Here is a 26,387-nt window from a genome sequence, read left to right as displayed (position 1 = left end):
CGCCCATCGCACGATCGCATCGATCGCCATTGCTTCCTTCTGCATAGCATGACGCGGGACAGGTGACTCGCCCGGCGGGCATCCGGTTCTCTCTGATCGTTCGAGAAAGTCCGCCATCGCAAACTCGCATGAAGCATGTAACGAGGTAACTCATGGTCAGCATGACAAGCGAAGTATTCGACACTCTGAAATCGAAAGTGAGAGGCGCCGTGCTGGCGCCGTCCGACGCCGGCTACGACGAAGCGCGTACCGTCTGGAACGCGACCATCGACAAGCGCCCGGCCGTGATCGTGCGCTGCGCGGGCACGGCGGACGTCATCGCGGCGGTGAATTTCGCGCGCGACAACGGCCTTGTGCTCTCCGTCCGCGGCGGCGCGCACAACATCGCGGGCAGCGCAGTCTGCGACGATGGCGTGATGCTCGATTTATCGACGATGAAGTCGGTCCGCGTCGATCCTGTGGCGCAACGCGCGTATGTCGGACCGGGCGCCACGCTCGCCGACCTCGACGGCGAAGCGCAGGCGTTCGGTCTCGCGACGCCGCTCGGCATCAACTCGACGACGGGCGTCGCGGGCCTCACGCTCGGCGGCGGTTTTGGCTGGCTCAGTCGCAAGTTCGGCGTGACGGTCGACAACCTGGTAGCGGCGGAAATGGTGACGGCCGACGGCAAGTGGCATCGCGTGGACGCGGAGCACGACGCCGATCTCTTCTGGGCGATTCGCGGCGGCGGGGGCAACTTCGGCGTCGTCACGCAGTTCGAGTACAAGCTGCATCCGGTGGGACCGCAGATCTATGGCGGGCTCGTCGTGTATCCGCTCGAACAGGCCGACGACGTGCTGCCGAAGTATCGCGATTTCGTCGCGGCGATGTCCGATGACCTCACGGTCTGGGTCGTGATGCGGCTCGCACCGCCGCTGCCCTTCCTCCCCGCCGAGGTGCATGGCAAGCCGGTGATCGTGCTGGCGTCGTGCTACGTCGGGCCGCTCGAAAACGGTGCACAGGCGGTCGAACCGTTGCGGCACTTCGGCACGCCGTATGGCGAGCATCTCGGCGAGATGCCGTTCAGCGCGTGGCAAAAGGGCTTCGATCCGTTGATGACGCCGGGCGTGCGCAACTACTGGAAGTCGCACAACTTCAGCGACATGGAAAACGACGTGCTGAAGGCGCTGACGAAGCACACGACGGAGCTGCCGTCGCCGCATTGCGAGATTTTCATCGGCGCGATGGGGGGACAGACGAATCGCGTGCCAGTCGATGCGACCGCTTACGCGAATCGCGATTCGCTCTATACGGTGAACATCCACGGACGCTGGACCGAAGCCGCCGACGACGAGAAATGCATCACGTGGGCGCGTGACGTGTTCAATGCGCTCGCGCCGTATGCGATAGGCAGCGTCTACGTGAACTTCATGACCGGCGACGAGGGCGATCGTGTGAAGTCGGCGTACGGGCCGAACTACGAACGGCTCGCGGCTGTGAAGGCCCAGTACGATCCGGCGAACCTGTTCTCCACCAACCAGAACATCAAGCCATCGGCTTGATGCTGTTAGCGGGCTGACGCTTACGGCGCTGGCCCGCTTTCCTCGCTCTTTGCGGGAGCGAAGCGATTCTGCACCGCGATGAGTTGATCGTCCGTCGTCGCGACGAGCCAGCGCCTCGCCGCATCGACCATGTGACGGTTGTGATCCTTCAGCGGTCCTAGCGCAGCCGCACTCTTCCAGACGAGCGGCACGGCACGGCTCGTCCTGCCCGACGCCCCACCCACCAGCAACGCATACGGCCCGAGCGGTATCGATACGAAGGGCAGCGGCGAATGCGCGCGCGTGCGCCAGTCGATGAAAGGCACGTCGCCGAAAAGGAGCGGTGCGGGCAGGCCGTGCAGCACCGTGAAGTCGTAGAGCGCCAGTTGCTCGCGCATGCCCGCATAAAGACGTCGAATTTCTGCGACGACTTCCGCGCGGATCTCGTCGTCGAACATCGGCTCTTGTGAGTAGCGTTCGTGCGCGGCCTGCGCGTCACGCTGATACGCGCTGAACACGCCCAGCTCGACCGCGTCGTGCACCGCGCGCTGCACTTCCGCCGCGGACCCCGCTTCCTCGGGCTTGCCGAGCTGCGCGGCCCGCAGAAAGCGCGCAAGGCCGGCTTCCTGGATCACCGGCCCTGTCACGTTCGGATCGTCGCTGGCGTTGCCGTCGAGCGGCACGTAGATGTAGGGCTCGGACGCGAAGCGCGACTTCTTGCCTTCGTCGAACTTCACCTGGCCATCGGCGCAGTCGAGATAGCGGGTGCCGATCCGGCCATGCTCCCAGACATAGTTCTTGAGGAACGGACGCAGCGGATGCAGCGTTTCGTGGATCGGTGGCGTCGTCGCTTGCGTCATCGGTCAGGGACGCTCCAGATGCCGCTGGATGCCGCGCGAATCGAGCTTGGAGATGTCGTGGTTCACCTCTTCGTAGATGAGCTTGCGGGTTTCGCCGCTCAGATGCTCGCGCAAGAGTCCGAGAAACCTGGGTTCGACGGCGAGCCGCAGGCGATGGAAACGATTGTGCAGCCGGGCCTGTTCGATGTGCTGCGCGACGGTCCTCGCAAACTTCTCGCGATCCTTCGGGTCGAGTTCTGTCGAACGGGGAGCGGGGTTGGTGAGGTCTTCGATTTCCTGAAGGTCGAGTTTGAGGCCGTGCGTTTCGAAGATCCGGGCGCGGCAGCCATCGGCGGCGAGAACCCAGGTAATTGTGGTCATGGCGTTTCCTCCTGTTGCCCGAGCCCAGAGCGCAGGCACCCGACATTTTCACTCAAATCGCAGCGCATGAGGCTCTGATCGCATGGACATTTCTATGCGCTTCCAATTAAGCCGATACAGAGTTTCGAGCGCACACCCGATGCAATCAAATGACGGTTTAATCCCGCGAAAAAAGCTTGCATTTTTCACGGGAAAAACTACCTTTAATTTTACAAAAGCATCGCAGCACGGCACAGCAACCATCTTGCATGGGACCACCGTAAGGCGCTAAAGCGCCAACTCTGGTCGACATGCGCTGCATGGGGCCACAGTAAGCGCTAAAGCGCTAACTGTGGCCGACACAGGAGGAGACCCATGCCGGCGACACGCATGATGATCGCGCGGCGGGCCGGCGTCAGTGTGGCGACGGTCGATCGCGTGCTGCGCGACGATCAGGCCGTGCGGCCCGAAACCGCGCAGCGCGTGCATGTGGCGCTCGCGGGCCTGCGCGACGAACGCGCGAGCCGCGGACGGCCCGCGAAGCCGAGCACGTTTCGCGTCGCCTTCGTGCTGCCTCAGGTCAACTCACGCTTTCTCGATCACGTCGAACGCGATATCGCGCTGTCCGCGAGCTTTTTTCGCGAGCATCGCATCACGCCTTCGTTCTATCGCTGCGACTTCGCGAGCCAGCGCGACACCGCCGTCTTCACCGAAGAAGCGCTCGACTACGACGCACTCGTGGTCGCGCCGCTCGATTACCCGTGGGTCGAGCGGCTCATCGCGAGCCTGAGCGAAGCGGACGTGCCCGTCGTCACTGTGTTCTCCGATCTGCCGGGCAGCAGCCGCGCCGCGTATGTCGGCGTCGATAACCGCATCGCCGGGCGCACGGCGGGTCTCTTGATGGGCCGCTTTCTCGGCAGCCGCATCGGGACGGTTGCAGTCGTGTCGGGGTCGTCGCGGTTGCACGATCAGCTAGAACGGCGCACCGGTTTTTCGCAAGTTCTCGAAGAAGACTTCCGCAATCTGCGCTGGATCGCCGAGCCGGACTTCGCCGAAGACAGCGACGGCGCTGGCCTCGCGATACAGGGCCTCCTCGCGCGCCACGTCGATCTCGCGGGCGTCTATGCGACGGGCGGCGGCATTCCGGGCATCGCGTCGACGCTCATCGAATCGGGCGACAAGTCGCGCGTCGTCGTGATCGGTCACGGACTGTCGCCAGAGACGCGCGCGCAACTGGCCGAACGCGCGATCGACGTGATCCTCGATCAGGACGTGCGCGGCATCGTCCACTGGGCGGGGCTTGCGGCCGTCAACTTTCTGAACGACGTGCGCGGCGCGCTAGCGATCCCGACGCCGGAAACCCGTATTTATCTTCGTGAGAATGCGCATGCCTAATGATCGCGAAATGGCCCGCGTCATGCGGACCGGCGGCTAGCCCGCGAGAGCCGAAGCACGGCGCCCGGCGCATGGGTGCCGACCGTCATCAGGATGGAGACCGGATGCAACAAGGAGAAGACACATGTTACGGCTTACACCACGCAGGATGGCCGCGGCGCTGGCGTTGTCGCTAGGGCTTTGCATGGCGCCGGGCGCACACGCGCAGGGCAAGCAGTTGACGCTCTGTTGGGCGGCATGGGACCCGGCCAACGCGCTAGTCGAATTATCGAAGGACTTCACGGCGAAGAGCGGCATACAAATGAAGTTCGAGTTCGTGCCGTGGACGAGTTACGCGGACCGCTTTCTCAACGAACTGAATTCGAAGGGCAAGCTGTGCGACCTGATTATCGGCGACAGCCAGTGGATCGGCGGGGCGGCGGTCAACGGCCACTACGTCAAGCTCAACGACTTCTTCGCGAAGAACAAGATATCGATGAACGACTTCATGCCGGCGACCGTCGTCGGCTATGCGGAGTGGCCGAAGAACACGCCGAACTACTGGGCCTTGCCCGCCATGGCCGATGCGGTCGGCTGGACGTATCGCAAGGACTGGTTCGCGCGGCCCGAACTGCGCGCCGAGTTCAAGCAGAAGTACAAGCGCGAGCTCGAACCGCCGCAAACGTGGGACGAACTCAAGCAGACCGCCGAGTTCTTCCAGGGCCGCAAGATCGACGGCAAGACGGTGTATGGCGCGTATATCTTCACCGAGCGCGGCTCCGAAGGCATCACGATGGGCGTGACCAACGCGCTCTACAGCTTCGGCTTCGAGTACCAGGACCCGAAGAAGCCGTATCACCTGGAAGGCTTCGTCAACTCGCCGGATGCAATCCGCGGGCTCGAGTTCTACAAGTCGCTATACAAGTGCTGCACGGCGCCGGGCATGACCAACGCGTACATGCAGGAAGGGCTCGATGCGTTCAAGTCCGGCCAGGTCGCGATGCAGATGAACTGGTTCGCGTTTTTCCCTGGGCTTTACAAGGACCCGAACGTCGGCGGCGACAAGATCGGCTTCTTCGTCAATCCGCGTGAAAAGAAGCAGTTCACGCAACTGGGCGGGCAGGGGATCTCGGTCGTGTCGTACTCGGATCACAAGGACGATGCGCTCGAATACATCAAGTGGTTCGCGCAGGCGGACGTTCAGAAGAAATGGTGGCAACTGGGCGGGTATTCGGCGGCGAAGTCGGTGGTGCAGGACCCGAGCTTTCCGGGTAGCGCGCCGTTTGCGCCGGCTTTCCTGAAGTCGATGGAGATCGTGAAGGACTTCTGGGCCGAGCCTACCTACGCCGAGCTGTTGCTGGATATGCAGAAGCGCGTGCATGACTATGTCGTCGCGGATAAGGGGACGGCGAAGGAAGCGCTCGATCTGCTGGTGAAGGATTGGAACAAGGTGTTTAAGAACGCAGGGAAGAACTGAAGCCGACGAAGCGGCGGCCGTTACTGGCTGCCGCTTTATCGCGCAACTTCGTTGCGTGGGGCCAGAGTAAGCGCTAAAGCGCTAACGCTGGTCGACAGGAGATAAAGCATGCAAGCAGACCGACCTTTCGCATCGCAAGAGCAAAAGGAAGTGCAGTCAGCGCAGGCATTACGCGCAGCCAGCAAACTGCGCGGCCTGTCCGACCGCACGATCGCATGGCTCTTCATTCTTCCGACTATCCTCCTTCTCCTCGCGATCAACATCTTTCCGCTGATCTGGGCACTTCGGCTGTCGTTCACGAACTTCAAGTCAAACATGCCGAGCGTGGCGGCGCGCTTCGTGGGCATCGACAACTACGTCGACATACTCACCGACGAGGACGTCTGGTACGCGATGCAGGTCACCGCGCGCTTCGTATTCTGGTCGGTAGGGCTCGAAGTGCTGCTCGGCTTCGGGCTCGCGCTGCTGATCAACCGGCAGTTTCGCGGCCATAGCTTTTGGACCACGTTGATCCTCCTGCCGATGATGCTGTCGCCTGCCGTGGTCGGCAACTTCTGGACGTTCCTGCTGCAACCGCAGACGGGCCTCTTCAACGACATCGTCAGCTTCTTCACCGGCATCGCGCCTGGCTCGTTCCAGATGATCGGCGACGTGAAGCTCGCACCGTGGACCATCGTGATGGTCGACGTATGGATGTGGACGCCCTACGTGATGCTGATTTGCCTGGCCGGCCTGCGCTCGATTCCCGACTATATCTACGAAGCCGCCGAAGTGGATCGCGCGAGCCCGTGGCGCCAGTTCTGGTCGATCACGCTGCCGATGACGCTGCCGTTCCTGATGCTCGCGGTCCTCTTTCGCGGCATCGAAAACTTCAAGATGTTCGACATGGTGAACCTGTTGACCTCGGGCGGTCCCGGCTCGGTGACGGAGACGGTATCGATCACGCTCAAGCGCGCCGCGTTCGAAAAGTGGCAGACGGGTTATTCGTCGGCGCTCGCGATCATCCTGTTTGTGACCGTGTTCGGCGCGGCGAACATCTATATCAAGGCCCTCAACCGGATCAAACAGCGATGAGACCGTCAGGCACTGCACATTCAGTCGTCGCGGCATCGGCGGGCGGAAAGCGGTTCGCGGCGCTCGTCGTGATCGCGTATGCGCTCGTCACGACGCTGCCGATCGCGTGGATCTTCATGACGAGCTTCAAGTCGCAGGAGGACGCGATCGCGTATCCGCCGGTCGTCGTGTTTCATCCGACGCTCGAAGGGTACGTGAGCCTCTTCACGATCCGCTCGCGGCAGACGCCCGAGTTCATCGCGAGCCTGCCACCGGCCACGACGTGGTACGAGCGCGACGTGCGCAAGCGCAACATGGTGATCGCGGGGCCGTCGAAGGTGTTGCCGCGTTTCATGAACTCGCTCGTGATCGGCTTCGGCTCGACGTTTCTCGCGGTGTTCCTCGGCACGCTCGCCGCGTATGCGTTCTCGCGCTTCAGGGTGCCGTTGGCGGACGACCTGCTCTTCTTCATTCTCGCGACGCGCATGATGCCGCCGATCGCGGTCGCGATCCCGATTTACCTGATGTATCGCGCGCTGGGCCTGAGCGACAGTTACGTCGGCATGATCGTGCTTTATACGGCGGTGAACGTGTCGCTTGCGGTGTGGTTGCTCAAGGGATTCATGGACGAGATACCGCGCGAGTACGAAGAAGCCGCGCTCGTCGATGGCTATACGCGGCTGCATGCGTTCGTGAAAGTGGTGCTGCCGCAGGCGATCACCGGCATCGCCGCGACGGCGATCTTCTGCCTGATCTTCGCGTGGAACGAGTATGCGTTCGCCTCGCTGCTCACGAGCGGCGATGCGCAGACGATGCCGCCGTTCATCCCTTTCATCATCGGCGAAGGCGGGCAGGACTGGCCGGCGGTCGCGGCCGCGACGACGCTCTTCGTGCTGCCGATCCTCTTCTTCACCGTCGTGCTGCGCAAGCATCTTCTGCGCGGCATCACTTTCGGAGCGGTGCGCAAATGAGACATCTGCTAAGTCGCGGGCCCGGCGAAGCTGTGTCGACGGTCATCATCGGCGCGGGAATCGCAATGCTCGTGCAGCCGTTTTCGCTCACGCTCTATACGTGGTCGTTTCCGGTGATTCTCGCGGGCGCCTTCGCGTTTCTCGTCACCAGCCACTTTCCGGACTGAACATGTCGACGATCGTTCTCGTCAACCTGCAGAAGCGCTTCGGCGATTTCACCGCGGTGCGCGGCACCGATCTCACTGTCGGCGCGGGGCGCTTCGTCGTGCTGCTCGGGCCGTCGGGCTGCGGCAAGACCACGACGCTGCGCATGATCGCGGGATTAGAGCTGCCGACCTCGGGCCAGATTCTGATCGATGGCGAGGACGTCACCGCGTTGCGCGCGCGTCAACGCGATATCGCGTTCGTTTTCCAGATGTTCGCGCTCTACCCGCACATGACGGTGCGCAACAACATCGCGTTCCCGCTGAAGAACGAGCACGTGCCGCGCCACGAGATCGCGTCGCGCGTGGATGCGGCCGCGCGCATGCTGCGTATCGAGGAGTTGCTCGATCGCAAAACGGGTGGCCTTTCCGGCGGCGATCGCCAGCGCGTGGCGCTCGGCCGCGCGATCGTGCGCCAGCCGAAGGCGTTCCTGATGGACGAACCGCTCGGCACGCTCGATGCCGATTTCCGCGAGCTGATGTGCCTCGAATTGCGCAAGCTGCACAACGCGCTCTCCGCGACGACCGTCTACGTGACGCATGATCAAAGCGAAGCAATGGCGATGGCGGACGACCTCGTCGTGATGAACCAGGGCGAGGTGCTGCAATCAGGCCCGCCGCACGAGATCTATCACTATCCGGCGACGGTGTTCGTCGGCAACTTCATTGGCAGTCCGCCGATGAACTTCCTGCCGGTCGATGCGGCCGTGCATGCAGGCGACGAAACCGTGCGCCTGCACGACGCGCAGATTGAAGTGCCGCGTTGCGACGCCACGGCCGAACGCGTGCTGCTCGGCATCCGGCCGGAGCATGTCGTGATCGACGAACACGGCCCGCTGCGCGGCAAGGTGATCGCTGATGAGTATCTCGGTTCGCATCAGGTGCTGATCATCGAGACGGCGGTGGGCACGCTCAGGGCGCGCACGAGCAAGGATGCGCGGCTTGCGGCCGGATCGCCGGTGGGCTTGTCTTTCCGCCGCGATCGCACGCTGCTCTACGACGCCGCGAGCGGGCGCCTTCTTCCGGGAGCCGCGCATGGCTGAAATCCAGTTGCGCAACGTGACGAAGCGCTTCGGCTCGATCGTCGCCGTCGACGATCTCTCGCTCGACGTGCAGGACGGCGAGTTCGTCGTCATCCTGGGCCCAAGCGGCGCGGGCAAGACGACGACGCTGCGCCTGATCGCCGGCCTCGAAGGCCCCGACGCCGGCGACGTGCTGATCGACGGCGAACTCGCGACGCACGTGCATCCGTCCGAACGCGATGTCGCGTTCATCTTCCAGCAGTATTCGCTGTATCCGCACCTGAGCGTCTTCGACAATCTCGCGTTTCCGTTGCGCTCACCGCGCCGGCGCAGCAGCGAGAGCGAGGTGCGCGCACGCGTCGAGAAAGTCGCCGCGATGCTGCACATGGAAACGAAGCTCGCGAACATGGCGACGCATCTTTCGGGCGGCGAGATGCAGCGCGTCGCGATCGGGCGCGCGCTGGTGCGCGAACCGCGCGTGTTCCTGATGGACGAGCCGCTCTCATCGCTCGATGCGAAGCTGCGCGAAGAACTGCGCATCGAACTGAAGCGGCTGCACCGGACGATCGGCGCGACCATCGTCTACGTCACGCACGATCAGGTGGAAGCGACGACGCTCGCGGACCGCATCGGTATCCTCGAACATGGGCGCCTCGTGCAGATCGGCACGCCGCGCGAAGTCTATGGCGATCCTTCGTGTCTCTCTGCGGCGCGGCGTCTCGGCTCGCCGCCGATCAACCTGCTGCCGCGCGCGTTCTTCGAGACGGCCGCGATTCCCGACGATACGTCGGTCGTCGCGATCCGTCCGGAAGACATCGTGCTCGACGCGCCCGATGAAAAGAGTGCGCTCGAACTGAAGGTGCTCGAATATTCGCCGCTGCGCCATCTGTTGATCCTCGATCGCAACGGGACGCCCGTCGTCGCGACGACGTCGATCGAGCGCAACTTCAGCCCGGGGCAGACGGTCGGCGTGTCGCTGCCCGCGCGCAGCCTTTTATATTTCCGCGCGGACGGAAGGAGGATCCGGACATGAACGGCAAGACGGTCATGGCGTGCATCGATGCCGCGCACGCGGCGCTCGTGGCGCACACGGACGAGATCGCGCTGCTCGATCAGCAGATCGGCGACGGCGATCACATCTTCAACCTGCTGCGCGGCATGGAGGCGCTTGTTGCACTGCGCGCGCAGATCGAATCCGCCGCGTTCGGGCCCGCGCTCGACCTCGGCGCGATGAAAATACTCTCGACGGTGGGCGGATCGTCGGGGCCGTTGTTCTTTTCGCTGCTCAACGGCATGGCGAAGGCGGCGGCCAGCAACACGATGGACGTCGCGGGGTTCGCGGCCATCTTCGCGGCGGGCGTCGATGCGGTCGGACAGCGCGGCAAGACGGGCCTCGGCAGCAAGACGATGATGGACGTGCTGATCCCCGTCGCGCAACGCTTCGTGGAGATGGCGGCGGCGGGCGCATCGGCGGCGGAGGTGCGTGAAGCGTTGCCGCAGGTCGCGGAAGCTTCGATGCTCGCCACGCGCGACATGCTCGCGACCAAGGGCCGCGCATCGTTTCTCGGCGAGCGCTCGCGCGGTCACATCGACCCCGGCGCGCGCTCGAGCCAGCTCATGATCGCCGCGACGTGCGCGCGGCTCGGTCAAACCATCTGAAGCAAGGAGCCAGGACCATGAAGAAGTTCATCAACCACGTCGACGACTTTCTGTCGGAAAGCCTCGCGGGTTTCGCTGCCGCGCATGCCGATCTCGTCGTGCTCAACGATGAACCGGTGTACGTGCGGCGTCGCGAGCTGAAGCCGGCGAAGGTTGCGCTGATCTCGGGCGGCGGCTCGGGACACGAGCCTTTGCATAGCGGCTTCGTCGGCTACGGCATGCTCGACGCCGCGTGTCCCGGCCAGGTGTTCACGTCGCCCACGCCCGACCAGATGATGGCCGCGGCGAAGGCTGTCGATACGGGCGCGGGCGTGCTCTTCATCGTGAAGAACTACTCCGGCGACGTGATGAACTTCGAGATGGCCTCCGAGATGTGCGAAGTCGAGAACGCGATGGTGCTCATCAACGACGACGTCGCCGTCGAGAATTCGAGCTATACGACGGGACGGCGCGGCGTCGCGGGGACGGTGATCGTGGAGAAGCTGGTCGGCAGCATGGCCGAGAGCGGCGCGACGCTTGCGCAATGCAAGACCTTCGGCGATCGCATCAACAAGCGCACGGCGTCGATGGGCGTGGCGTTCACGAGCTGCACGGTGCCAGCGGCGGGTACGCGCACGTTCAAGATCGGCGACGACGAAATCGAGGTGGGCGTCGGCATTCATGGCGAGCCGGGCCGCAGACGCGCGCCGATGGCTTCCGCCGATGCGATCGCGGGCGAACTGCTGACGGCGATCGTCGATGATCTGAAGCCGGCGGAGGGCGCGCAGTTGCTCGTGCTCGTGAATGGGTTGGGTGGGACGCCGCTAGGCGAGCTTTACCTGCTGTTCAATTCGACGCGGCTTTGGCTGCAGCAACGCGATTTGCATATCGCGCGGGCGCAGGTCGGGTCGTTGACGACGTCGCTCGAAATGGCGGGAGCGTCGATCACGCTCTGCGTCCTCGATGACGAGATGACCACGCATTGGGATAGCCCCGTGCATACGCCGGGGCTGCGATGGGGGATGTAGCGGCTTACGTATCGCTCCAGATACGCAAGAGATTGTGATAGCACCCGACGAGACTGCGCCGCGCGGCATCGTCGGCGTTTTGCGCGTTCAGACGCTGGATCGCCGTATCCATATCGAAGAGGAGCGTGCGGCGCGTGTCGTCGCGCACGAGGCTCTGCACCCAGAAAAAGCTCGCCACGCGCGCACCGCGCGTGACGGGCCGCACCTGATGCAGGCTCGTCGCCGGATAGACGAGCGCATGTCCTGCAGGCAGCTTCACTTCCTGCACGCCGTAGGTGTCTTCGATCACGAGTTCGCCACCGTCGTACTCATGAGGCTCGGAGAGAAACAACGTGATCGACACATCGGTGCGCACGCGCGCGCCGTGTCCCGGCACGATGCGAATCGCGCCATCGACGTGACTGCCGAAATGCATGCCGCCTTCGTAACGATTGAAGAGCGGCGGATACACGCGATTCGGCAGCACGGCGCTGATGAAAAGCGGATGCCGCTCCAGCGCGCCGAGGATCACGTCGCCCAGCTCGCGCGCGATCGGCGAGCCTTCCGCGATCTGCTGATTGCGCTTCACGGGCGCGCCCTGATAGCCGGCGGTCGCGCGGCCGTCGACCCAGGAGTCGGTGGCGGCGTCGAGCCGGGCGCGCATCGCGGCGGCATCGGCGGGAGTGAGGACGTCGGGGATCGAGAGAATCATTGCGGGTGGGTTCCTGCATTTCCTGCGTTGCCGCGCGTGGCTCGCAAGAGCCGGCGCGCGGGCTTCCAATGCTACAAAGCTGCGTTTCAGAAGAAGCGATAGTTCAGCGTCGCGAGGAAAGTCCGGCCGAGGCCAGGCACCGCGCGACCGCCATCGGACGGAATCAGCGCATCGTAATACTTCTTGTCCGTCATGTTCAAGACGTTGAACTGGATGTCGTACTTCTTCTGATGATACGCGGCCATCGCATCCCAGCGCGTGTATCCGCCGACTGACACGTAGTTCGTGTTCGCCGCATAGCGCGATGACGTGTACACCGGCCCGCCGCCGATCTCCCACTGCGGCGTGAACGCGTAGGTCGTCCACAGCGTGAGCATGTTGCGCGGCGTGTTCGCGAGCGTATGGCCGGTGGTGCCGTCGGCGGCCTTCAGCACGACGCCGTTCATGTACGTGTAGCCGCCGAACACCTGCCACTTGTTCGTGATGTGCCCCGCCACGCCGAGCTGATAGCCGCGCACGCGCACGTCGCCGTCGAGCGTGTATTCGCCGGTCGAGGTCTGTGTGCGGGCGTTGTCCTTCTCGATGTTGAAGAGCGACTGCGTGATCGACAATCCGCCGCCGAGCAAATCCCACTTCGCGCCGACTTCATACGAGCGGTTCGTCTCGGGCGAAATGTTCTGCGTGTTGTTCGTGAGCGTCAGCGCTTCGAGCGACGGGTTGAACGACGTGCCGTACGACACGTAGTACGACTGCGTCTCCGTCGGCTGGAAGATGATGCCGCCGCGCACGCTCGTGTAGAAGTTGGTCTGGGTGGCGTAGGAGGGCACGTTGATCGAATTGTGGATCGACGCCTCGAAGCGATCCCAGCGCACGCCGCCGACGAGCTTCCAGTAATCGCCGAGGGAGATCGTGTCGTTCGCATAGATGCCGATGCCGTTCGCACTCGATTCGGCGAGATTGGTCGCCAGTTCGCGCACGTTCGATGGCCGGTTGTTGTACGGCGGATTGAGCAGAGGCACGATCGCGATCGTATTCGACGGCAGGCCCGGCGAAGTCGCGGTGAAGCTCTGGTTGCTGTACGTCTCGTGACTCAGGTCGACGCCCGCGACCACGTCGTGCTTGACGAAACCGGTGGCGAACTTCGCCTGCACGTCGGTCGTGTTGTAGACCGAGTGATCGTTGATGTTGCGGTCCTTGCCTTGCAGGCGCACGTAGAGGCTTTGCAGCGGCAGCGTCGTGTAGTTGCCGTTGGTGAGCGCCGTCGACGTGCCGAGCGGACCGGTCAGCACGGCCGCCGCGTTGGTCGCGCGCGCCTCGGTGCTGTAGTGGCTGAACTGCGTTTCGTTGCGCAGCGTGACGTTCTCGTTCACGCGATGCACGATGCGCGCGGAGAGCGTCTGCACGTCCTGGATCGTGCGGTCGTCGGTGAAACCGTAGAAGGTCTTGCGATCGACCGGCGCCGGATGGCCGTTGAGCGGCGGCACGCCGTAGTCGGGCTGGTCGCGGTTGTGCTGGATCAGCGCGGAGAGCGTGATCTCCGTCGGCGTGCCGATGCCGAACTTCACCTGCGGCGCGATGCCGAAGTCCTTGCTTTTCATCACGTCGCGCGTCGAGCCGAGGTCCTGGCCGAACGCGTTGATGCGAAACGCGGCGGTGTCGCTGATCGGCTGGTCGAGGTCGACGGTCGTGCGATAGCGGTCGTGCGTGCCCGCCATCACCGAGACGTCGGCGCGCTTCTTGAGCGTCGGCTGCTTGCTGACCTGGTTGATGACGCCGCCCGTCGAGCCGCGCCCGAAGTACAGCGACGACGGGCCGTACAGCACGTCGATCGAGTCGAGGTTGAACGTGTCGCGATAGTACTGGCCGCGGTCACGGAAGCCGTCGAGGTAGATGTCGGTGCGCGCCGTGAAGCCGCGCAGGTTGATGTTGTTGCCGATCTGGCCGCCTTCGGCCGCGCCGATCGTGATGCCGGGAACGTTGCGCAATGCGTCGGAGAAAGACGTCGCCGCTTGCGACTGCATGACCGATTTCGGCACCACGACAACCGCCTGCGGGATATCGCGCAACGCGGTCGGCACCTTCGCGCCTACGCTCGATGTTTCCGGCTGGAAGTCACTGCTCGTTTCGGCCTGGCCTGTTACGCGGACGGCGGGAAGTGTGGTGCCTTCGGCGGGAGCGTTTTCGGTGGCAGCAGGTACGGTGGGTGCGACTTGCGGGGCGGTCTGTGCGTAGAGCGGTGCGGCGATGGGTGCTGCGATGAACGTCATCAATGCCGCGGCAAGCGGCGTCTTCCTCAACATGTGAATCCCCGATCCTGTGATTTTGCAGGCGAGAGAAGTCGTCGCTGGATGCAATGGAAATTCCAGACAACAGCGTTTCTCGTTAGTTAATGCGAATCACTATCATTACACGCGTGGAAATTATTTGCAAGAATGTGTAATAAAGCAGGGGATTTGGTTAGATTTTGCGAGAAGCATGAATTATTACACCAAGCTTTCAGGTGTGGTACGCTCACGTCTGTCTTTGGGGAGTAGCCGGCTTCTGTTTAACGGAAGCGCTCATGTCAACACACTTGGTCACATCGACCGTGGTATGAGCAGCCATCAGCCCTTTCAGGTTGGCAAGACCATCGACATGTCAGCGCGACCCGGCCGGGCGCGCGGCATGTCGTTCGTCATGCCCGGCCAGAACGCTACTCCATGAATATCGCTTCCACGCTTTTGCTCGCCGTCGCCATGTCGACGGATGCCTTCGCCGCCGCCGTCGGAAAGGGCGCGGCCCTCCATCGTCCACATCTGCGCGAGGCGCTCAGGACGGGGCTCATCTTCGGGATCATCGAGGCATCGACGCCGCTCGTCGGCTGGGCGCTCGGTCGCGCGGCCGCACCTTACGTCGAGTCGTGGGATCACTGGATCGCATTCGGCCTGCTCACGCTGCTCGGCTTGCGGATGATCCGCTCGGGCTTCGGCACGCCCGAGCCAGAGACGCAAAAACCGGAACGCCACTCGCTGTGGCTGCTCGCGCTGACCGGCTTCGCCACGAGTCTCGATGCGATGGCCGTCGGCGCGGGCCTCGCTTTCATCGACGTGAACATCCTTTCGACCGCTGCGACCATCGGCCTCGCGACGATGGTGATGGTCACGCTGGGCGTGATGGTCGGTCGGTTTTTGGGCGCGGTGGTGGGGAAACGCGCGGAGATCGGCGGCGGGGTCATTCTGATCGTGATTGGCTCGGTGATTCTGGCCGAGCATCTGGGCGTCATGCGGTGAACGAGGCGGCTCGAGTTGTTGTCCGCGCGCGAGCCGCTGGAACGATGCCGCCAAGCGTCGCCACGTCGGAATTCACGCGCGGTTCGTCGGCACGAGCGGCTTGAACGATGCGCCCTTCAACGACGGGGCGTCATCGCGATCGAACAGTTCGCGGCGGACCAGCGCCGCTTCTGCGCCCCCACTCTTCCGATGCCACCGCAAGCCGTGTCAGCTACGAGGCGGCGTCGCGACCGAATCGGCGCGCGGTTCATCGCCGCGCGTGGCCGACCGCCGCCGTCCGTTCGCCTTTACCCTTCCGATGCCACCGCAAGCCGCGTCAGCTACGCGGCGTCATCGCGACCGAATCGGCGCGTGGTTCATCGTCCCGTGGGGCGGCGCGGCGGCGCCCGTTCGCTTTCACGCGCTCCTTCATCCCCGTGCCGCCCGACTTGCGCCTCGCCGCGTGCCGTTCGATCACGCGTTGCAGCAGGCAAAACGCACATAAAAGCGCGCCGATCACGATGCGCGTCCACCACGAGCTGAGCGTGCCGTCGAAGGTGATGAGCGTCTGAATCGTCCCGAGGATACCGACGCCGAACACCGATCCGATCACATACCCCACACCGCCCGTGAGCAGCGTCCCGCCGATCACGGTCGCGGCGATCGCATCGAGTTCCATGCCTTGTCCCTGCAAGCCGTAGCCCGAGAGCACGTACAACGTGAACACGAGCCCGCCCAACGCCGAGCAGAACCCGGAAAGCGCATACACGCCGACCTTCGTGCGCGCGACCGGCAAGCCCATCAGCAACGCGGAACGCTCGTTGCCGCCGATCGCGTAGACGTTGCGCCCGAAGCGCGTGAAGTGCGCGACGAAAATCGCCACGACGAGCGTCGCGAGGGCGATCAGCGACCCCGCCGTCAGCGAGCCGCTGCCCACTTGCAGGTGATACCCCGAAATCGCATGAAAAGCGGGATCGTTGATCGTGATCGACTGCGTCGTGATGAGGAAGCACGCGCCGCGCGCGAGGAACATGCCCGCGAGCGTCACGATGAACGGTTGCAACCGGAAGAAGTGGATCAGCGCGCCCATCGCCGCGCCGTAGAGCGTGCCCGCCGCGAGCACGAGCGGCACGATGACCCACACCGGCCAGTGGAAGTGCTCGGCGAAGACGGCGGCAAGGATCGTCGTCAGCGCGACGACCGAGCCGACCGACAAATCGATCCCGCCCGACACGATCACGAACGTCATGCCGATCGCAACGATCAGCAAAAACGCGTTGTCGACGAGCAGTCCGAGCAGAACCTGCAGCGAGAAGAAACCGGTGTACATCACCGAGCCGAAGCCGAACAGCACGGCGAACAGCACGACGGTGACGACGATCGGCAGCGTGCGCGGATCGATCAGGCGTTCGAGCAGGTTTCTCATCGGGCGGCCTCGGCGGCGGGCTTCCGGTTGGCGAACGGCAACGCGCGCTTGAACTGGCGCACGAGTACGGACCGCGCGGTCGCGGACTGGATCACGCTGACCACCAGCACCACGGCCGCCTTCACGACGAGCGTCGCCTCGGGCGGCACGCCGATGGAATAGGTCGTGTAGGTCAGCGTCTGGATGATGAGCGCGCCGAGCACCGTGCCCGCAAGGCTGAAGCGCCCGCCGAGCAGCGACGTGCCGCCGAGCGTCACGGCGAGGATCGCATCGAGTTCGAGGAGCAGTCCCGCGTTGTTGCCATCGGCGCTGCGCACGTTCGAGCTGATCAGGATGCCCGCGAGCGCCGCCGTCAGTCCGGAAAACGTGTAGACGCCGAACACGATCGCGCTCGAACGCAGGCCGACCAGGCGCGTCGCCACCGGATTCACGCCGATCGCGCGGATGAACAGCCCGAGCGCCGTGCGGTTCATCAGGAGCGCTGTGACCGCGAGCGCGCCCACGGCGACCCACACCGAGCACGGCACGCGCGCCAGATAGCCACCGCCGACGACGAGATAGCCCGGTGCGCCGATCGGAATGATCTGACCGCCGGTCAGCAGTTGCGCGACGCCGCGTCCGGCGACCATCAGGATCAGCGTCGCGATGATCGGCTGCATGCCGACGAACGCGACCAGCAAGCCGTTCCACATGCCCGCCAGCACGCCGACCGTGAGCGCCGCAACCAACGCGAGGCCGACGCGCGAAGGATCGTCGGCGAGAATCGTCGCGGCGGCCGCGCCCGCAATTGCCACGACGGCGCCCACGGAAATATCGATGCCGCGTGTCGCGATCACGAGCGTCATGCCGAGCGACACGAGCACGAGCGGCGCGGCGCGATTCAGAATGTCGATCGGCGCGCCGAACAGGTGGCCGTCGAGCAGCGTGACGGAGAGAAACGCGGGGTTGTGCGCGAGATCGAGCCCGCACAGCGCGACGAGCGTGAGCAACGGCCACAGAAGCTGATGCTGCAAACCGGCTTTGATCCAGTTCATTCGCTGCCCCCCGCGATCAGCCGATACACCTGATCCTCCGATGCCGCGTTGCCCGCCACCTCCGCGACCTTGCGCCGGTCGCGCAGCACGGCGATCCGGTGGCTCACGCGCACGACCTCGCTCACCTCTGAAGAAATGAACAGAATCCCGAGCCCTTTCGCGCAGAGCGCCAGCACGCGGTCCATGATCTCGAATTTCGCGGCGACGTCGATGCCGCGCGTCGGTTCGTCAAGGATCAGCATTTTCGGCTCGGTCGCGAGCCAGCGCGCGAGCAGCACCTTCTGCTGGTTACCGCCGGAGAGAAGCCCGATCGGTTGCTCGGCGTCGCGCGCCTTGATGCCGAGGCGTTCGATGTAATCGTCCGCGATCTGGCGCTGTTTCGCCCGGCCGATGAAGCGCCACACGCCGCGTCGGGCCTGCAACGCCAGAATAATGTTCTCGCGAATGGAAAGATCCGCGACGATCCCTTCCTTCTTGCGGTCTTCCGGGCAATAACCGACGCCGTGGCGCACCGCGTCGCGCGGCGAATGCAGCTTCGCGGGCTTGCCGCCGATAGTCATCGTGCCCGCGTCGGCGCGCTCCGCACCGAAAAGCAGGCGCGCCGTCTCCGTGCGCCCCGAGCCAAGCAGGCCCGCGAGGCCGAGGATCTGGCCGGGCTGCACGTCGATATCGACGGGATTCATCACGCCGCGCCGCCCGACGCCGCGCATCTCCACGAACGGCGGCACCGCGCTTTTCTGCGCGGGCGGCTCGGACGCGGCGCGTTTCAGACGCTCCGTCATCCGCTCATGGCCGACCATTTTCGAGACGAGCAATTCGACCGGCAAATCCTTCGCGAGATATTCGCCTTCGCGCTCACCGTTGCGCATCACGGTGATGCGGTCGGAGATAGCGTAGGTCTGCTCCAGAAAATGGGTGACGAACAGGATCGCGATGCCCGATTGCTTCAGCTTGCGCAACACGTCGAAGAGACGCGTGACTTCGCCGTCGTCGAGGCTCGAAGTGGGTTCGTCGAGGATCAGCACGCGCGCATCGACCGAGAGCGCCCGGGCGATCGCCACCATCTGCTGCACGGCGATCGGATAGGTATCGAGCGATTTCGTCACGTCGAGCGACACGTTCAGACGCGCGAGCGCATCCGCCGCGCGCTCGTGAATCAGGTTCCAGTCGATCGCGCCTCGCCGCTTCGGCTGCCGCCCCGCGAACACGTTCTCCGCCACTGAGAGGTTCGGACACAGATTCACTTCCTGATACAACGTGCGGATGCCGGCGGCTTCGGCTTCGAGCGGCGTCGAGAAGGAAACGCGCTCGCCGCCGAGCAGGATTTCGCCGGCATCGGGCGCGTGGACGCCGGTCAGCACGTTGATGAGCGTCGATTTGCCGGCGCCGTTTTGCCCCATCAGCGTGTGAATTTCGCCGGGGTAGAGCCGGAAATCGACCTTGAGGAGCGCCTTGACGCCCGGAAAAGTCTTATCCAGGCCGATGGTTTCGAGGATCGGGGAAGCGGTCATGTTCCTCCAGCAAGAAGCGCTCAAGACCGCCGCGCGCGACGGTCTCAAGCGGTTGCTCAGTACTTGCGGGTCGGCATGACTTCGGCGGCGACGCTCATCGGGAACACGGTTTCCTCGGTCACGATGCGCTTCGGCAACTGCTTGCCCGCGACCACGTCCTTGACCGCCGTCATCAGTTGCGGGCCGAGCAGCGGGCTGCACTCCACGTCGACGTTGATCTTGCCCGCGACCATCGCCTGGAAGCCGCCCTTGGTCGCATCGAAGGAGACGACGCTCACGTCCTTGCCCGGCTTCCAGCCGGCTTCCTCCATCGCCTGGATCGCGCCGAGCGCCATGTCGTCGTTGTGCGCGTAGACCACGTTGATCTTCTTGCCGTAGGTCTTCACAAACGCTTCCATCACCTGCTTGCCGCCCGCGAGCGTGAAATCGCCGCTTTGCGACGCGATCACCTTGAACTTGGGATCGTTCTTGATCACTTCGAGCAGGCCCGCGCGCCGGTCGTTCGCGGGCGCGGAGCCGACCGTGCCCTGCAATTCCGCGATGTTGATCGGGCCGGGTTCGTTCTTGTAACGTTCTTCGAGCCATTTGCCCGCGCGGCGGCCTTCTTCGAGGAAATCGGAGCCGATCATCGTCACGTAGAGCGACTTGTCCTTCACGTCGATGTTGCGGTCGGTCAGGATCACCGGGATCTTTGCGTTCTTCGCTTCGAGCAGCACCGGTTCCCAGCCCGATTCGACGACCGGCGAGAACGCGATCACATCGACTTTCTGCGCGATATACGAGCGGATCGCCTTGATCTGGTTTTCCTGCTTCTGCTGGGCGTCGGAGAATTTCAGGTTGATGCCGGCCTCGGTGGCGGCGCTTTTGACGGACACGGTGTTGGCCGTGCGCCAGGCGCTTTCCGCGCCGACCTGCGCGAACCCGAGCGTGATTTTCTTGTCCTCGGCGTGGGCCAACGGGCCGAATGTCAGGGCGAACGCGGAACCGAGCAGCGCGGCGAGCGCGTCGCGTCGTGAAAGTGTCATGGCTGTCTCCGTTGTGTTGTCGGTACCGCCGCGATTAAGGGGTCGCGGTCGTCAAGGCTCGTACCAATCCGGAGATTAGCCCCGCCGCGCATGACGGTCCAATCCTTTAAATCGCGATGCCGATACCGTTTTTGATATGGCGACGGCGCTGCCAAATGAAAACAGCCGGGCGGACCCGGCTGTTCGATGCTGTTCGCTATTAGTGCGCTTTAGTTCGCTTTTAGTTCGACAGCGAGAGATAAGGCGAAACGAGCGGATTCGGCGGGAACGGCGAGAGGCCAGACTGCTTCGTGAAGCTGTATCGGAAATACACGGCCGCCAGCCACTCGCGATACTGATACGCGTTGCCGAACGCCGCCGTCGCGCCGAATGCGAGCTGCGGCGCGAGCTGGTATTCGCCCGTCGCGTTGAGCGAGTACGACACGCCCGTCTTGCTCTGCGACGGATAGACCGCGCCGGCATCGGGCGTGAGGCCGCTCTGCGCCGCCGCGGCCTGATAGCCGCCGTTGGTCGGGAAATAGTTCGACGCGTCCTGCCGGTAATGCTGCACGCCGATCGACGCCTTCAGGTCATACGTGAAGAGCCCCGAGCGTCCCATGTACTCGACCGGGAAGTTGAGAATCACGTACTGCTGCGGGCTGAAGTAGCCGCCCTGACCGTACGTGAAGTACGACAGGTTTTTGTTGTAGTGCATCAGCGTGGTGTTCGCGCCGACCGTCAGCGTCTGGTCGGCGTCCTTGATGACGCGCGTGTAGATGCCGCCGCCGCCCTTCACCGCGTTGTTGCTCGCGACGTTGTTGCCTTCGAGGTACTGGAACGCCGCGTTCACGTAGATGCCGCTCGTGCCGTCGTCCCAGCCGAGGTCGGCGCGCGCGCCGTTCGACGTCACGCCGCCCCATTCGAGGCCCGCGCCCTGGTCGCGCGTGCCGGCGTAGGAGAGCAGGCTGTCGGTGACGGCGCGCCGCGCGACGGCGACGGAATACGACGCCTTGTCGGTGATGGCGTTCTGATACTGCACCCCGCCGACGACCGTCGTTTCGCGGAATCCGAGCGGCGTCGAGCCGACATCGCCCTTGATGTTGCGGTTCTCGTATCCCACCGACAGGCCGACGCCGGTTGCCGTCTGCGAGCCGTAGGTGTTGGTGAGCCCGGCGGCGTTGGGCACGCCCGTCAGCACGGCCTGGCCCGAGCCAAAGCGCGCGAGCGTCTGCTGGTTGGTGGCGGCGGTGCCGGCGTCGAGCGTGACGGGCGTCGCGCGCACAACGATGTGGCCGTTGCCCGCCTTGATGCGGCCTTCGATCGGCGCTTCGATATCGGTCAGGTTCGAGAGGCCGTCCTCGCCGTTGCGGTTGCGGAACACGATCCCTCCCGACACCGTGCTCGCCTGCTCGCGCTCGATCTGGGCGAGTTCATCGGCGACGCTCGATGGCTGCGCGCCGGCCGCTGCGGCTTGCGGCTGCGTCGGGTTGTACGGCTGCGCGTAGCCGGCCGGCGGTTGCGGGATGTATTGCTGCTGCGCGTAGGCGGGCTGGCGGGCGTACGGTTGCTGCTGTGCGTACGGTTGCGGCGCGTACTGCTGCGGCTGCGGCGTATACGGTTGCTGCGCATAAGCCTGCTGCTGCTGCGGATACGGCGCTTGCGGATAAGTCGGCGGCGCGCCGTACTGATTCGACGCCTGCGCCGCGCGCGCCGTCGACGACTGCTTCTTGCTCGTCGAGCGCTTCGCATTCGAGGCGGGCAGCGGCATCCCGCCCGCCGCCGGGTTCGCGTAGGCGCTCGCCTGCGCGTCGCGCGCTGCCTGCGACATCGGCCACGGCGTGCTCACGTAGGGGTCCTGCGCGGGATAGGGCGCTGGCGCCTGCTGATACTGCTGCTGCGGGTATCCCGGCTGATACGGCTGCGCTTGCTGTTGCTGCGGATAAGCGGGCTGATACTGCTGCGCGTCTTGCCCCGGATACGGTTGCAACGGCGCGGCGGCGGGCGCGCCCGACTGGCCCGAGCCGTACGTATCGGCACCGTAGCCTCCGCTCGCGGCCACCGGACGAGGCACACCGGACGGCGCCCCTGGCGCTCCGTAGGGCGCAACATAGGGCGCGACATAAGGCGCGGGCTGGGAAGGCGGCAGGTAGTTCGGCACGGCTTGCGTCGGAGAGGTAGTCGGCTGGAAAGGGGCCGGGGAAGCGTTCGTGGCCGTATCGACGGCCGTCTTGCCTTCGAACGGATTCGTGCCCGGCAGCGGCGTCGTGCCGATGCGCTGCATCGCGGTTTCCCAGCCGCGCGGCACGTTGCTCGGCGCACCGGCGACTGGCCGTGCGGACGGCGCAAGCGGCGTATTGGCTGCGATGAGCGAGCGCTGCAGATACTGCGCTGCGAGACTGAGCTTGCCCTCCGCGCGATACATCCGTCCCACGGCGGCGAGCACCGCAGGGTCGCCCGGTGCGGTTTGCAGCGCCTGGTTCGCGAGCGTCTCCGCGTAACGGAAATCCTTCGCGCCAGCCGCTGCGGGGATCGCGGCGACCTGCAGATCGAGATCGTCGGGACGGCGGGTGAGCGCCTGACGATAGCACCGGAGCGCGCTGGCATCGTCGCCGGCGGAGGTGTAGAGACGGGCGAGCGCCGCCTGCAAATCGGCGTTGTCCGGCATCGCTGCGAGCCACGGCGAGATGACGTCGTAGGCCGCGGCGAGGTCGCCGCGCAGGCGCACGGCATCGGCCTGACGGATCACGATCCCGAGATTCAGGTTGCCGAAATCGGTGCGCTGCTGCGGCGTGAGTTGCATCGAAGCGAGGCGGCGCATCACCGAGCCGAGCTCGGCGTCCTGCCGCGTCGACGAAAGGATGCCCGCGTATTGCAGCAAGAGACCGGCATCGCTGGGCGCGGCGGCCATCGCGTTGCGCACGAGCGAGAGCGCGCGGCCCTGATCGCCGGCCGCCAGATACCCCGACGCCACCGCTCCGATCAGTTCGGGCGATCCATACGCGACCGGCTCCGCCGCCTGCAGCGTGGCGAACGCCTGCTGGCGCTGCCCGCCGCGCGCGAGGCGCACGGCGAGATCGGCCTGTTGATGGACCCACAGCCGATGCTGCAGCGTGGTCATCGCGGCGGTGCGCTGCGCGGCGGGAATCCGCTCGAGCTGCACGAGCCCCGCCGACCAGTCCTGCGTCTCGGCGGACAGCAGCGCGCTCGCGTAAAGCGCGTCGGTCATGTCGGGATGGGCGGCGAGCAGGCCGTCCATCATGCTGCGCGCGTTCGCGACCGCGCCCTGCCGCACGTAGATGCGCGCGAGGTCGAGCCGCAGCCACGGATCGTCGGGATTGTTCAGCAGCGCGTCCTCGAAGAGACTGCGCGCGCTGCCCAGATCGCCGCGCGCTTCTGCCGCGCGCGCCTGCGCCGCTTGCGCCTCGCCGCGCAGCTTGTTGATGCCGCCTGCCTTCGATTGCTGCTCCGCGTTCAGCCGGTTCGCGAATTCGAGCGCCTCGTCGCCGCGACCCTGGGCCGCGAGCGCCCCGACGAGTCCGCGGATCGCGTCGGGATTGTCGGCCTGACGGCGCAGCGCCATGCGGTACGCGGCTTCGGCGCCGCGCGGGTCGCCGGAGGCGAGCAGCGTCTCGCCGAGCAGCGTCTGCGCGGTGACGTCGGACGGATTCACCGCAATCGCGCGTTCCAGCAGCGCCTTAGCCTTCGCGTTGTCGCCGTTGCTGCGCGCGCCGATCGCCTCGCTCGTGTAGGTCCAGTAGGTCGCGCTGGTGAGCGCGTCCTTCCAGCGCGCGGGATTGCCCGCCCGCGACGCGCGTTCCAGATACGTGCGCGCCTCGGCAAACCGCTCCTGCTTGAGCGACGCGACGCCCATGCCGCCGAGCGCATCGCCATCGTTCGGATTCGATGCCAGCACCGACGAAAACTTCGCGCGCGCCGTCACGAGATCGCCGCGATCGAGCGCAGTGAAGCCTTCCGCGACGGTGCGCCCGCGCGCATCGACGGCGGCGTCGGCCTGCGAGCGTTCGCGCGCGGCCTTGTCCTGCTGCACCATCGAATCGAAGCGGGCCTTGACGGCGGCGTCGTCCGGTGAGGTTTGAAGGTACGCCTGATAAAGCGGCGCATCGGACGCGCGCGCGCCGAGCCACAAGAGCGCCTGCCGCCAGCTTTTCTTGGCCGCTGCGCCGACCGTCGAATCGTTCGACAGTTGCGCAAGACGCGCGATGCCGTCGCGCCGCGTCGTATCGCGATAGGTCAGGTGCTGCGCGTAGGCGAGCGTGTAGCGCGGATCGTCGGCGTTCTGGCGCGCGAGCTGTTCGAGCCCGCGGCGGGCTTCGTCCCAGCCCTGCGGCGTGGCGGCGAGCGCCTGGTAATACTCGAGCTGGAGCGCGGGTGTCGCGGGCTTGCCTTCGATCGCGCGCTTGTATTCCTGCACCGCGGACGCACTCTGCCCGCTTTGCGCGAGGCGCCGCGCGTCGTTCACGGTCTGGTCGCGCGAACTGGTTTCGCCGAGGCGCCGGCCGAGATCGTCGATGCTCGGATAATTCGGCGCGACTTCCCGCAGACGCGCGAGATACTGCTGCGCGCCGCTGCCGTCCTTGCGGTCGGCGAGCACCATGCCCATGCCGAACAGCGCGTCGGGCTGTTTCGGGTCGATGCGCAGCACTTTCTGCCACGCCTGCTCGGCGAGGTCGCCGCGCTTGTGGGACTGCCAGTACTTGCCCTGGTCGATCAGCACGTTCAGCGGATCGGCGGCCGCCTGCGCGCAGACGATTCCGGGAGCCTGCGCGGCGAACGCCGTCGCGAGACTGAGTGCAATGACGCGTTTTTTAGCGCGAATCAACATGCGCTTCTCCAGCTCGGCACGAGACGGCCGGCATCGTCGAAACGATAGCGGCCGTCGATGAATCCAGTGCCGAACAAGCCCAGCACACGATCGTAGTAGACAGGGTCGCGCCCGGCGCCTTGCGGCGGCGCGTCGAGTGCAGCGAGATGGGTGCGGGCGAGGCCGAGCGCGCGCTCGTCGCCCAATGCCTTGAAGTACGGCGCGAGCGCCGCCCAGTAGCTGAGCGGGCCGTCGCCTGTGGGCGCGCCTGTCGTCGAGGCGACGCGCTCCGGCGGCACGCCCGTCTGCGCGATGCTCTGGCGCATGCCGCCGAGCGCGGCGAGCCACGGCTTCGCGAGCGGATCGGCCGGCGCGGCGAGTCCCGCCCACAGATAGACGCGGATTGCGTCGTAGCTGCCGGTGTCGCCGTTTTTCGGATCGACCACGAACTGGCCGTCCTTGTATGCCGCCCAGTCGGGCGCGTAGCCGTGCGGCGACGTCGTTTTGACGAGCTTGTAGGCGTTCTCCGCGATGCGCGCCCACGGGCCGCCCGGTACTTCATGCGCGAGTGCGCGCAGCACGGGCAGCGGCAGATAACTCGGATTCAGGCGCGTCACGTCGCCAGTCTTGAAGCCGATCGGGCCGGGCAGCAACATCGGCCCGAGATTCGGCAGATCGACGACTTCCTGCTTCGCGATCTGCACGGCGAGCGCCTGGCCGAGCTTCGTGTACGCGGGGTCTTTCCAGAGGCGCCCGGCCTGCAACAAATCGTAGGCGATCCACACATCCGAATCCGATGCCGAATTTGGATCGAGCACGCCATACGAGCCGTCCGGCTTCCGGCCCCATTGCCACGCGGGCAAGCGCACGTTCTGCGCGTCGAACTGGTTGCCGGCGAGATTCGTGCGCGTCCAGTTGAGCAGGCGGTCGAACGTCGCACGGTCGTTTGCGACGAGCGCGAAGAACATCGCGTACGACTGGCCTTCCGAAGTCGTCTGCTGCGCGGGCGTCGAATAGTCGATCACGCGGCCGTCTGCCTGCACGAAGCGCTCGACGAACGTGCGGTACGCGTTCCATTCGGCGGGGCACTGGGCGGCGTTGGCCACGTTGGCGGCGCCCGTGGCCAGCAGCACCGCCGATACGCCGATTCCGATCACATGCCGCAT

The 26,387-nt window shown here is 65.1% G+C and carries 21 protein-coding genes and 1 riboswitch; of the genes, 11 read left to right on the top strand and 10 right to left on the bottom strand.

Annotated features, from left to right (window positions below; genetic code table 11):
• The first annotated feature begins 152 nt into the window (after nucleotides 1–152).
• Nucleotides 153–1,541: an FAD-binding oxidoreductase gene (locus tag AWB67_RS01040; RefSeq protein WP_087654369.1), complete on the top strand. Its 1,389-nt coding sequence runs from the start codon at nucleotides 153–155 to the stop codon at nucleotides 1,539–1,541.
• Between the two features lie 20 nt (nucleotides 1,542–1,561).
• Here the strand turns inward: AWB67_RS01040 and AWB67_RS01035 are convergent, their stop codons facing one another.
• Together AWB67_RS01035 and AWB67_RS01030 are read right to left on the bottom strand one after the other, a co-directional pair.
• Nucleotides 1,562–2,380: a hypothetical protein gene (locus AWB67_RS01035; RefSeq protein ID WP_087654368.1), complete on the bottom strand. Its 819-nt coding sequence runs from the start codon at nucleotides 2,378–2,380 to the stop codon at nucleotides 1,562–1,564.
• Between the two features lie 3 nt (nucleotides 2,381–2,383).
• The gene (locus tag AWB67_RS01030) at nucleotides 2,384–2,740 is read right to left on the bottom strand and encodes a host attachment protein (RefSeq protein WP_087654367.1); all 357 of its coding nucleotides are present in this window, start codon (nucleotides 2,738–2,740) and stop codon (nucleotides 2,384–2,386) included.
• Nucleotides 2,741–3,094: 354 nt separating this feature from the next.
• Between AWB67_RS01030 and AWB67_RS01025 the strand changes: the two genes are divergently transcribed.
• The 9 genes from AWB67_RS01025 (at nucleotide 3,095) to dhaK (ending at nucleotide 11,485) form a co-directional block, all read left to right on the top strand.
• The gene (locus tag AWB67_RS01025; RefSeq protein ID WP_200822145.1) at nucleotides 3,095–4,114 is read left to right on the top strand and encodes a LacI family DNA-binding transcriptional regulator; all 1,020 of its coding nucleotides are present in this window, start codon (nucleotides 3,095–3,097) and stop codon (nucleotides 4,112–4,114) included.
• 124 nt (nucleotides 4,115–4,238) lie between these two features.
• The gene (locus AWB67_RS01020) at nucleotides 4,239–5,570 is read left to right on the top strand and encodes an ABC transporter substrate-binding protein (protein ID WP_125477527.1); all 1,332 of its coding nucleotides are present in this window, start codon (nucleotides 4,239–4,241) and stop codon (nucleotides 5,568–5,570) included.
• Nucleotides 5,571–5,678: 108 nt separating this feature from the next.
• Complete coding sequence (locus AWB67_RS01015; protein WP_087654365.1) at nucleotides 5,679–6,644, top strand: carbohydrate ABC transporter permease; 966 nt, start codon at nucleotides 5,679–5,681, stop codon at nucleotides 6,642–6,644.
• The gene (locus tag AWB67_RS01010; RefSeq protein ID WP_087654364.1) at nucleotides 6,641–7,594 is read left to right on the top strand and encodes a carbohydrate ABC transporter permease; all 954 of its coding nucleotides are present in this window, start codon (nucleotides 6,641–6,643) and stop codon (nucleotides 7,592–7,594) included. The genes AWB67_RS01015 and AWB67_RS01010 overlap by 4 nt, the downstream gene beginning before the upstream one ends.
• Nucleotides 7,591–7,761, top strand: coding sequence for a hypothetical protein (locus AWB67_RS41345; RefSeq protein ID WP_181505532.1), 171 nt, complete (start codon nucleotides 7,591–7,593; stop codon nucleotides 7,759–7,761). The genes AWB67_RS01010 and AWB67_RS41345 overlap by 4 nt, the downstream gene beginning before the upstream one ends.
• 2 nt (nucleotides 7,762–7,763) lie before the next feature.
• Nucleotides 7,764–8,840: an ABC transporter ATP-binding protein gene (locus tag AWB67_RS01005; RefSeq protein ID WP_087654363.1), complete on the top strand. Its 1,077-nt coding sequence runs from the start codon at nucleotides 7,764–7,766 to the stop codon at nucleotides 8,838–8,840.
• Nucleotides 8,833–9,852, top strand: a complete 1,020-nt coding sequence (locus tag AWB67_RS01000) for an ABC transporter ATP-binding protein (protein ID WP_087654362.1) — start codon at nucleotides 8,833–8,835, stop codon at nucleotides 9,850–9,852. Before AWB67_RS01005 ends, AWB67_RS01000 begins: the two co-directional genes overlap by 8 nt.
• Complete coding sequence (gene dhaL / locus AWB67_RS00995) at nucleotides 9,849–10,478, top strand: dihydroxyacetone kinase subunit DhaL (protein WP_087654361.1); 630 nt, start codon at nucleotides 9,849–9,851, stop codon at nucleotides 10,476–10,478. The genes AWB67_RS01000 and dhaL overlap by 4 nt, the downstream gene beginning before the upstream one ends.
• Nucleotides 10,479–10,495: 17 nt before the next feature.
• Nucleotides 10,496–11,485, top strand: coding sequence for a dihydroxyacetone kinase subunit DhaK (gene dhaK, locus AWB67_RS00990; RefSeq protein ID WP_087654360.1), 990 nt, complete (start codon nucleotides 10,496–10,498; stop codon nucleotides 11,483–11,485).
• A 4-nt stretch (nucleotides 11,486–11,489) separates the two neighbouring features.
• Here dhaK and AWB67_RS00985 read toward each other — a convergent pair whose 3' ends face one another.
• A complete protein-coding gene (locus AWB67_RS00985; protein ID WP_087654359.1) occupies nucleotides 11,490–12,176 on the bottom strand; it encodes a Fe2+-dependent dioxygenase in 687 nt (228 codons plus the stop codon).
• A gap of 86 nt (nucleotides 12,177–12,262) precedes the next feature.
• Nucleotides 12,263–14,476 (bottom strand): TonB-dependent receptor, encoded by a 2,214-nt coding sequence (locus AWB67_RS00980; RefSeq protein WP_087654358.1) that lies wholly within the window; start codon nucleotides 14,474–14,476, stop codon nucleotides 12,263–12,265.
• A gap of 213 nt (nucleotides 14,477–14,689) precedes the next feature.
• A riboswitch (yybP-ykoY riboswitch) is annotated at nucleotides 14,690–14,867 on the top strand.
• Nucleotides 14,868–14,875: 8 nt separating this feature from the next.
• On the opposite strand from AWB67_RS00980, the gene mntP reads away from it, so the two are divergent.
• Nucleotides 14,876–15,445 carry a manganese efflux pump MntP gene (gene mntP, locus AWB67_RS00975; protein ID WP_087654357.1) on the top strand — a complete coding sequence of 190 codons (570 nt, stop codon included), beginning with the start codon at nucleotides 14,876–14,878 and terminating at the stop codon, nucleotides 15,443–15,445.
• A 316-nt stretch (nucleotides 15,446–15,761) separates the two neighbouring features.
• Here mntP and yjfF read toward each other — a convergent pair whose 3' ends face one another.
• The 6 genes from yjfF to bcsZ form a co-directional block, all read right to left on the bottom strand.
• Nucleotides 15,762–16,850: a galactofuranose ABC transporter, permease protein YjfF gene (gene yjfF, locus AWB67_RS00970; RefSeq protein WP_087654356.1), complete on the bottom strand. Its 1,089-nt coding sequence runs from the start codon at nucleotides 16,848–16,850 to the stop codon at nucleotides 15,762–15,764.
• On the bottom strand, nucleotides 16,847–17,884 hold the full coding sequence (locus AWB67_RS00965) for an ABC transporter permease (RefSeq protein WP_087654355.1): 1,038 nt from the start codon (nucleotides 17,882–17,884) through the stop codon (nucleotides 16,847–16,849). Before AWB67_RS00965 ends, yjfF begins: the two co-directional genes overlap by 4 nt.
• Nucleotides 17,881–19,395, bottom strand: a complete 1,515-nt coding sequence (locus tag AWB67_RS00960) for a sugar ABC transporter ATP-binding protein (RefSeq protein WP_087654354.1) — start codon at nucleotides 19,393–19,395, stop codon at nucleotides 17,881–17,883. The genes AWB67_RS00965 and AWB67_RS00960 overlap by 4 nt, the downstream gene beginning before the upstream one ends.
• A 56-nt stretch (nucleotides 19,396–19,451) precedes the next feature.
• Nucleotides 19,452–20,420, bottom strand: a complete 969-nt coding sequence (locus AWB67_RS00955; protein WP_087654353.1) for an ABC transporter substrate-binding protein — start codon at nucleotides 20,418–20,420, stop codon at nucleotides 19,452–19,454.
• Nucleotides 20,421–20,640: 220 nt separating this feature from the next.
• The gene (locus AWB67_RS00950; protein WP_087654352.1) at nucleotides 20,641–25,242 is read right to left on the bottom strand and encodes a cellulose synthase subunit BcsC-related outer membrane protein; all 4,602 of its coding nucleotides are present in this window, start codon (nucleotides 25,240–25,242) and stop codon (nucleotides 20,641–20,643) included.
• Nucleotides 25,236–26,387, bottom strand: a complete 1,152-nt coding sequence (gene bcsZ / locus AWB67_RS00945) for a cellulose synthase complex periplasmic endoglucanase BcsZ (protein ID WP_087654351.1) — start codon at nucleotides 26,385–26,387, stop codon at nucleotides 25,236–25,238. Before bcsZ ends, AWB67_RS00950 begins: the two co-directional genes overlap by 7 nt.

This window comes from Caballeronia terrestris (genome assembly GCF_001544515.1).
GTDB lineage: Bacteria > Pseudomonadota > Gammaproteobacteria > Burkholderiales > Burkholderiaceae > Caballeronia > Caballeronia terrestris.
This window is presented reverse-complemented; position numbering and strand designations above follow the sequence as displayed.

Excerpts from the sequence above, each read along its gene's own strand:
- AWB67_RS01040 (WP_087654369.1), top strand. The coding sequence starts at position 153 with ATGGTCAGCATGACAAGCGAAGTATTCGACACTCTGAAATCGAAAGTG.
- AWB67_RS01035 (WP_087654368.1), bottom strand. The coding sequence starts at position 2,380 with ATGACGCAAGCGACGACGCCACCGATCCACGAAACGCTGCATCCGCTG.
- AWB67_RS01030 (WP_087654367.1), bottom strand. The coding sequence starts at position 2,740 with ATGACCACAATTACCTGGGTTCTCGCCGCCGATGGCTGCCGCGCCCGG.
- AWB67_RS01025 (WP_200822145.1), top strand. The coding sequence starts at position 3,095 with ATGCCGGCGACACGCATGATGATCGCGCGGCGGGCCGGCGTCAGTGTG.
- AWB67_RS01020 (WP_125477527.1), top strand. The coding sequence starts at position 4,239 with ATGTTACGGCTTACACCACGCAGGATGGCCGCGGCGCTGGCGTTGTCG.
- AWB67_RS01015 (WP_087654365.1), top strand. The coding sequence starts at position 5,679 with ATGCAAGCAGACCGACCTTTCGCATCGCAAGAGCAAAAGGAAGTGCAG.
- AWB67_RS01010 (WP_087654364.1), top strand. The coding sequence starts at position 6,641 with ATGAGACCGTCAGGCACTGCACATTCAGTCGTCGCGGCATCGGCGGGC.
- AWB67_RS41345 (WP_181505532.1), top strand. The coding sequence starts at position 7,591 with ATGAGACATCTGCTAAGTCGCGGGCCCGGCGAAGCTGTGTCGACGGTC.
- AWB67_RS01005 (WP_087654363.1), top strand. The coding sequence starts at position 7,764 with ATGTCGACGATCGTTCTCGTCAACCTGCAGAAGCGCTTCGGCGATTTC.
- AWB67_RS01000 (WP_087654362.1), top strand. The coding sequence starts at position 8,833 with ATGGCTGAAATCCAGTTGCGCAACGTGACGAAGCGCTTCGGCTCGATC.
- dhaL (WP_087654361.1), top strand. The coding sequence starts at position 9,849 with ATGAACGGCAAGACGGTCATGGCGTGCATCGATGCCGCGCACGCGGCG.
- dhaK (WP_087654360.1), top strand. The coding sequence starts at position 10,496 with ATGAAGAAGTTCATCAACCACGTCGACGACTTTCTGTCGGAAAGCCTC.
- AWB67_RS00985 (WP_087654359.1), bottom strand. The coding sequence starts at position 12,176 with ATGATTCTCTCGATCCCCGACGTCCTCACTCCCGCCGATGCCGCCGCG.
- AWB67_RS00980 (WP_087654358.1), bottom strand. The coding sequence starts at position 14,476 with ATGTTGAGGAAGACGCCGCTTGCCGCGGCATTGATGACGTTCATCGCA.
- mntP (WP_087654357.1), top strand. The coding sequence starts at position 14,876 with ATGAATATCGCTTCCACGCTTTTGCTCGCCGTCGCCATGTCGACGGAT.
- yjfF (WP_087654356.1), bottom strand. The coding sequence starts at position 16,850 with ATGAGAAACCTGCTCGAACGCCTGATCGATCCGCGCACGCTGCCGATC.
- AWB67_RS00965 (WP_087654355.1), bottom strand. The coding sequence starts at position 17,884 with ATGAACTGGATCAAAGCCGGTTTGCAGCATCAGCTTCTGTGGCCGTTG.
- AWB67_RS00960 (WP_087654354.1), bottom strand. The coding sequence starts at position 19,395 with ATGACCGCTTCCCCGATCCTCGAAACCATCGGCCTGGATAAGACTTTT.
- AWB67_RS00955 (WP_087654353.1), bottom strand. The coding sequence starts at position 20,420 with ATGACACTTTCACGACGCGACGCGCTCGCCGCGCTGCTCGGTTCCGCG.
- AWB67_RS00950 (WP_087654352.1), bottom strand. The coding sequence starts at position 25,242 with ATGTTGATTCGCGCTAAAAAACGCGTCATTGCACTCAGTCTCGCGACG.
- bcsZ (WP_087654351.1), bottom strand. The coding sequence starts at position 26,387 with ATGCGGCATGTGATCGGAATCGGCGTATCGGCGGTGCTGCTGGCCACG.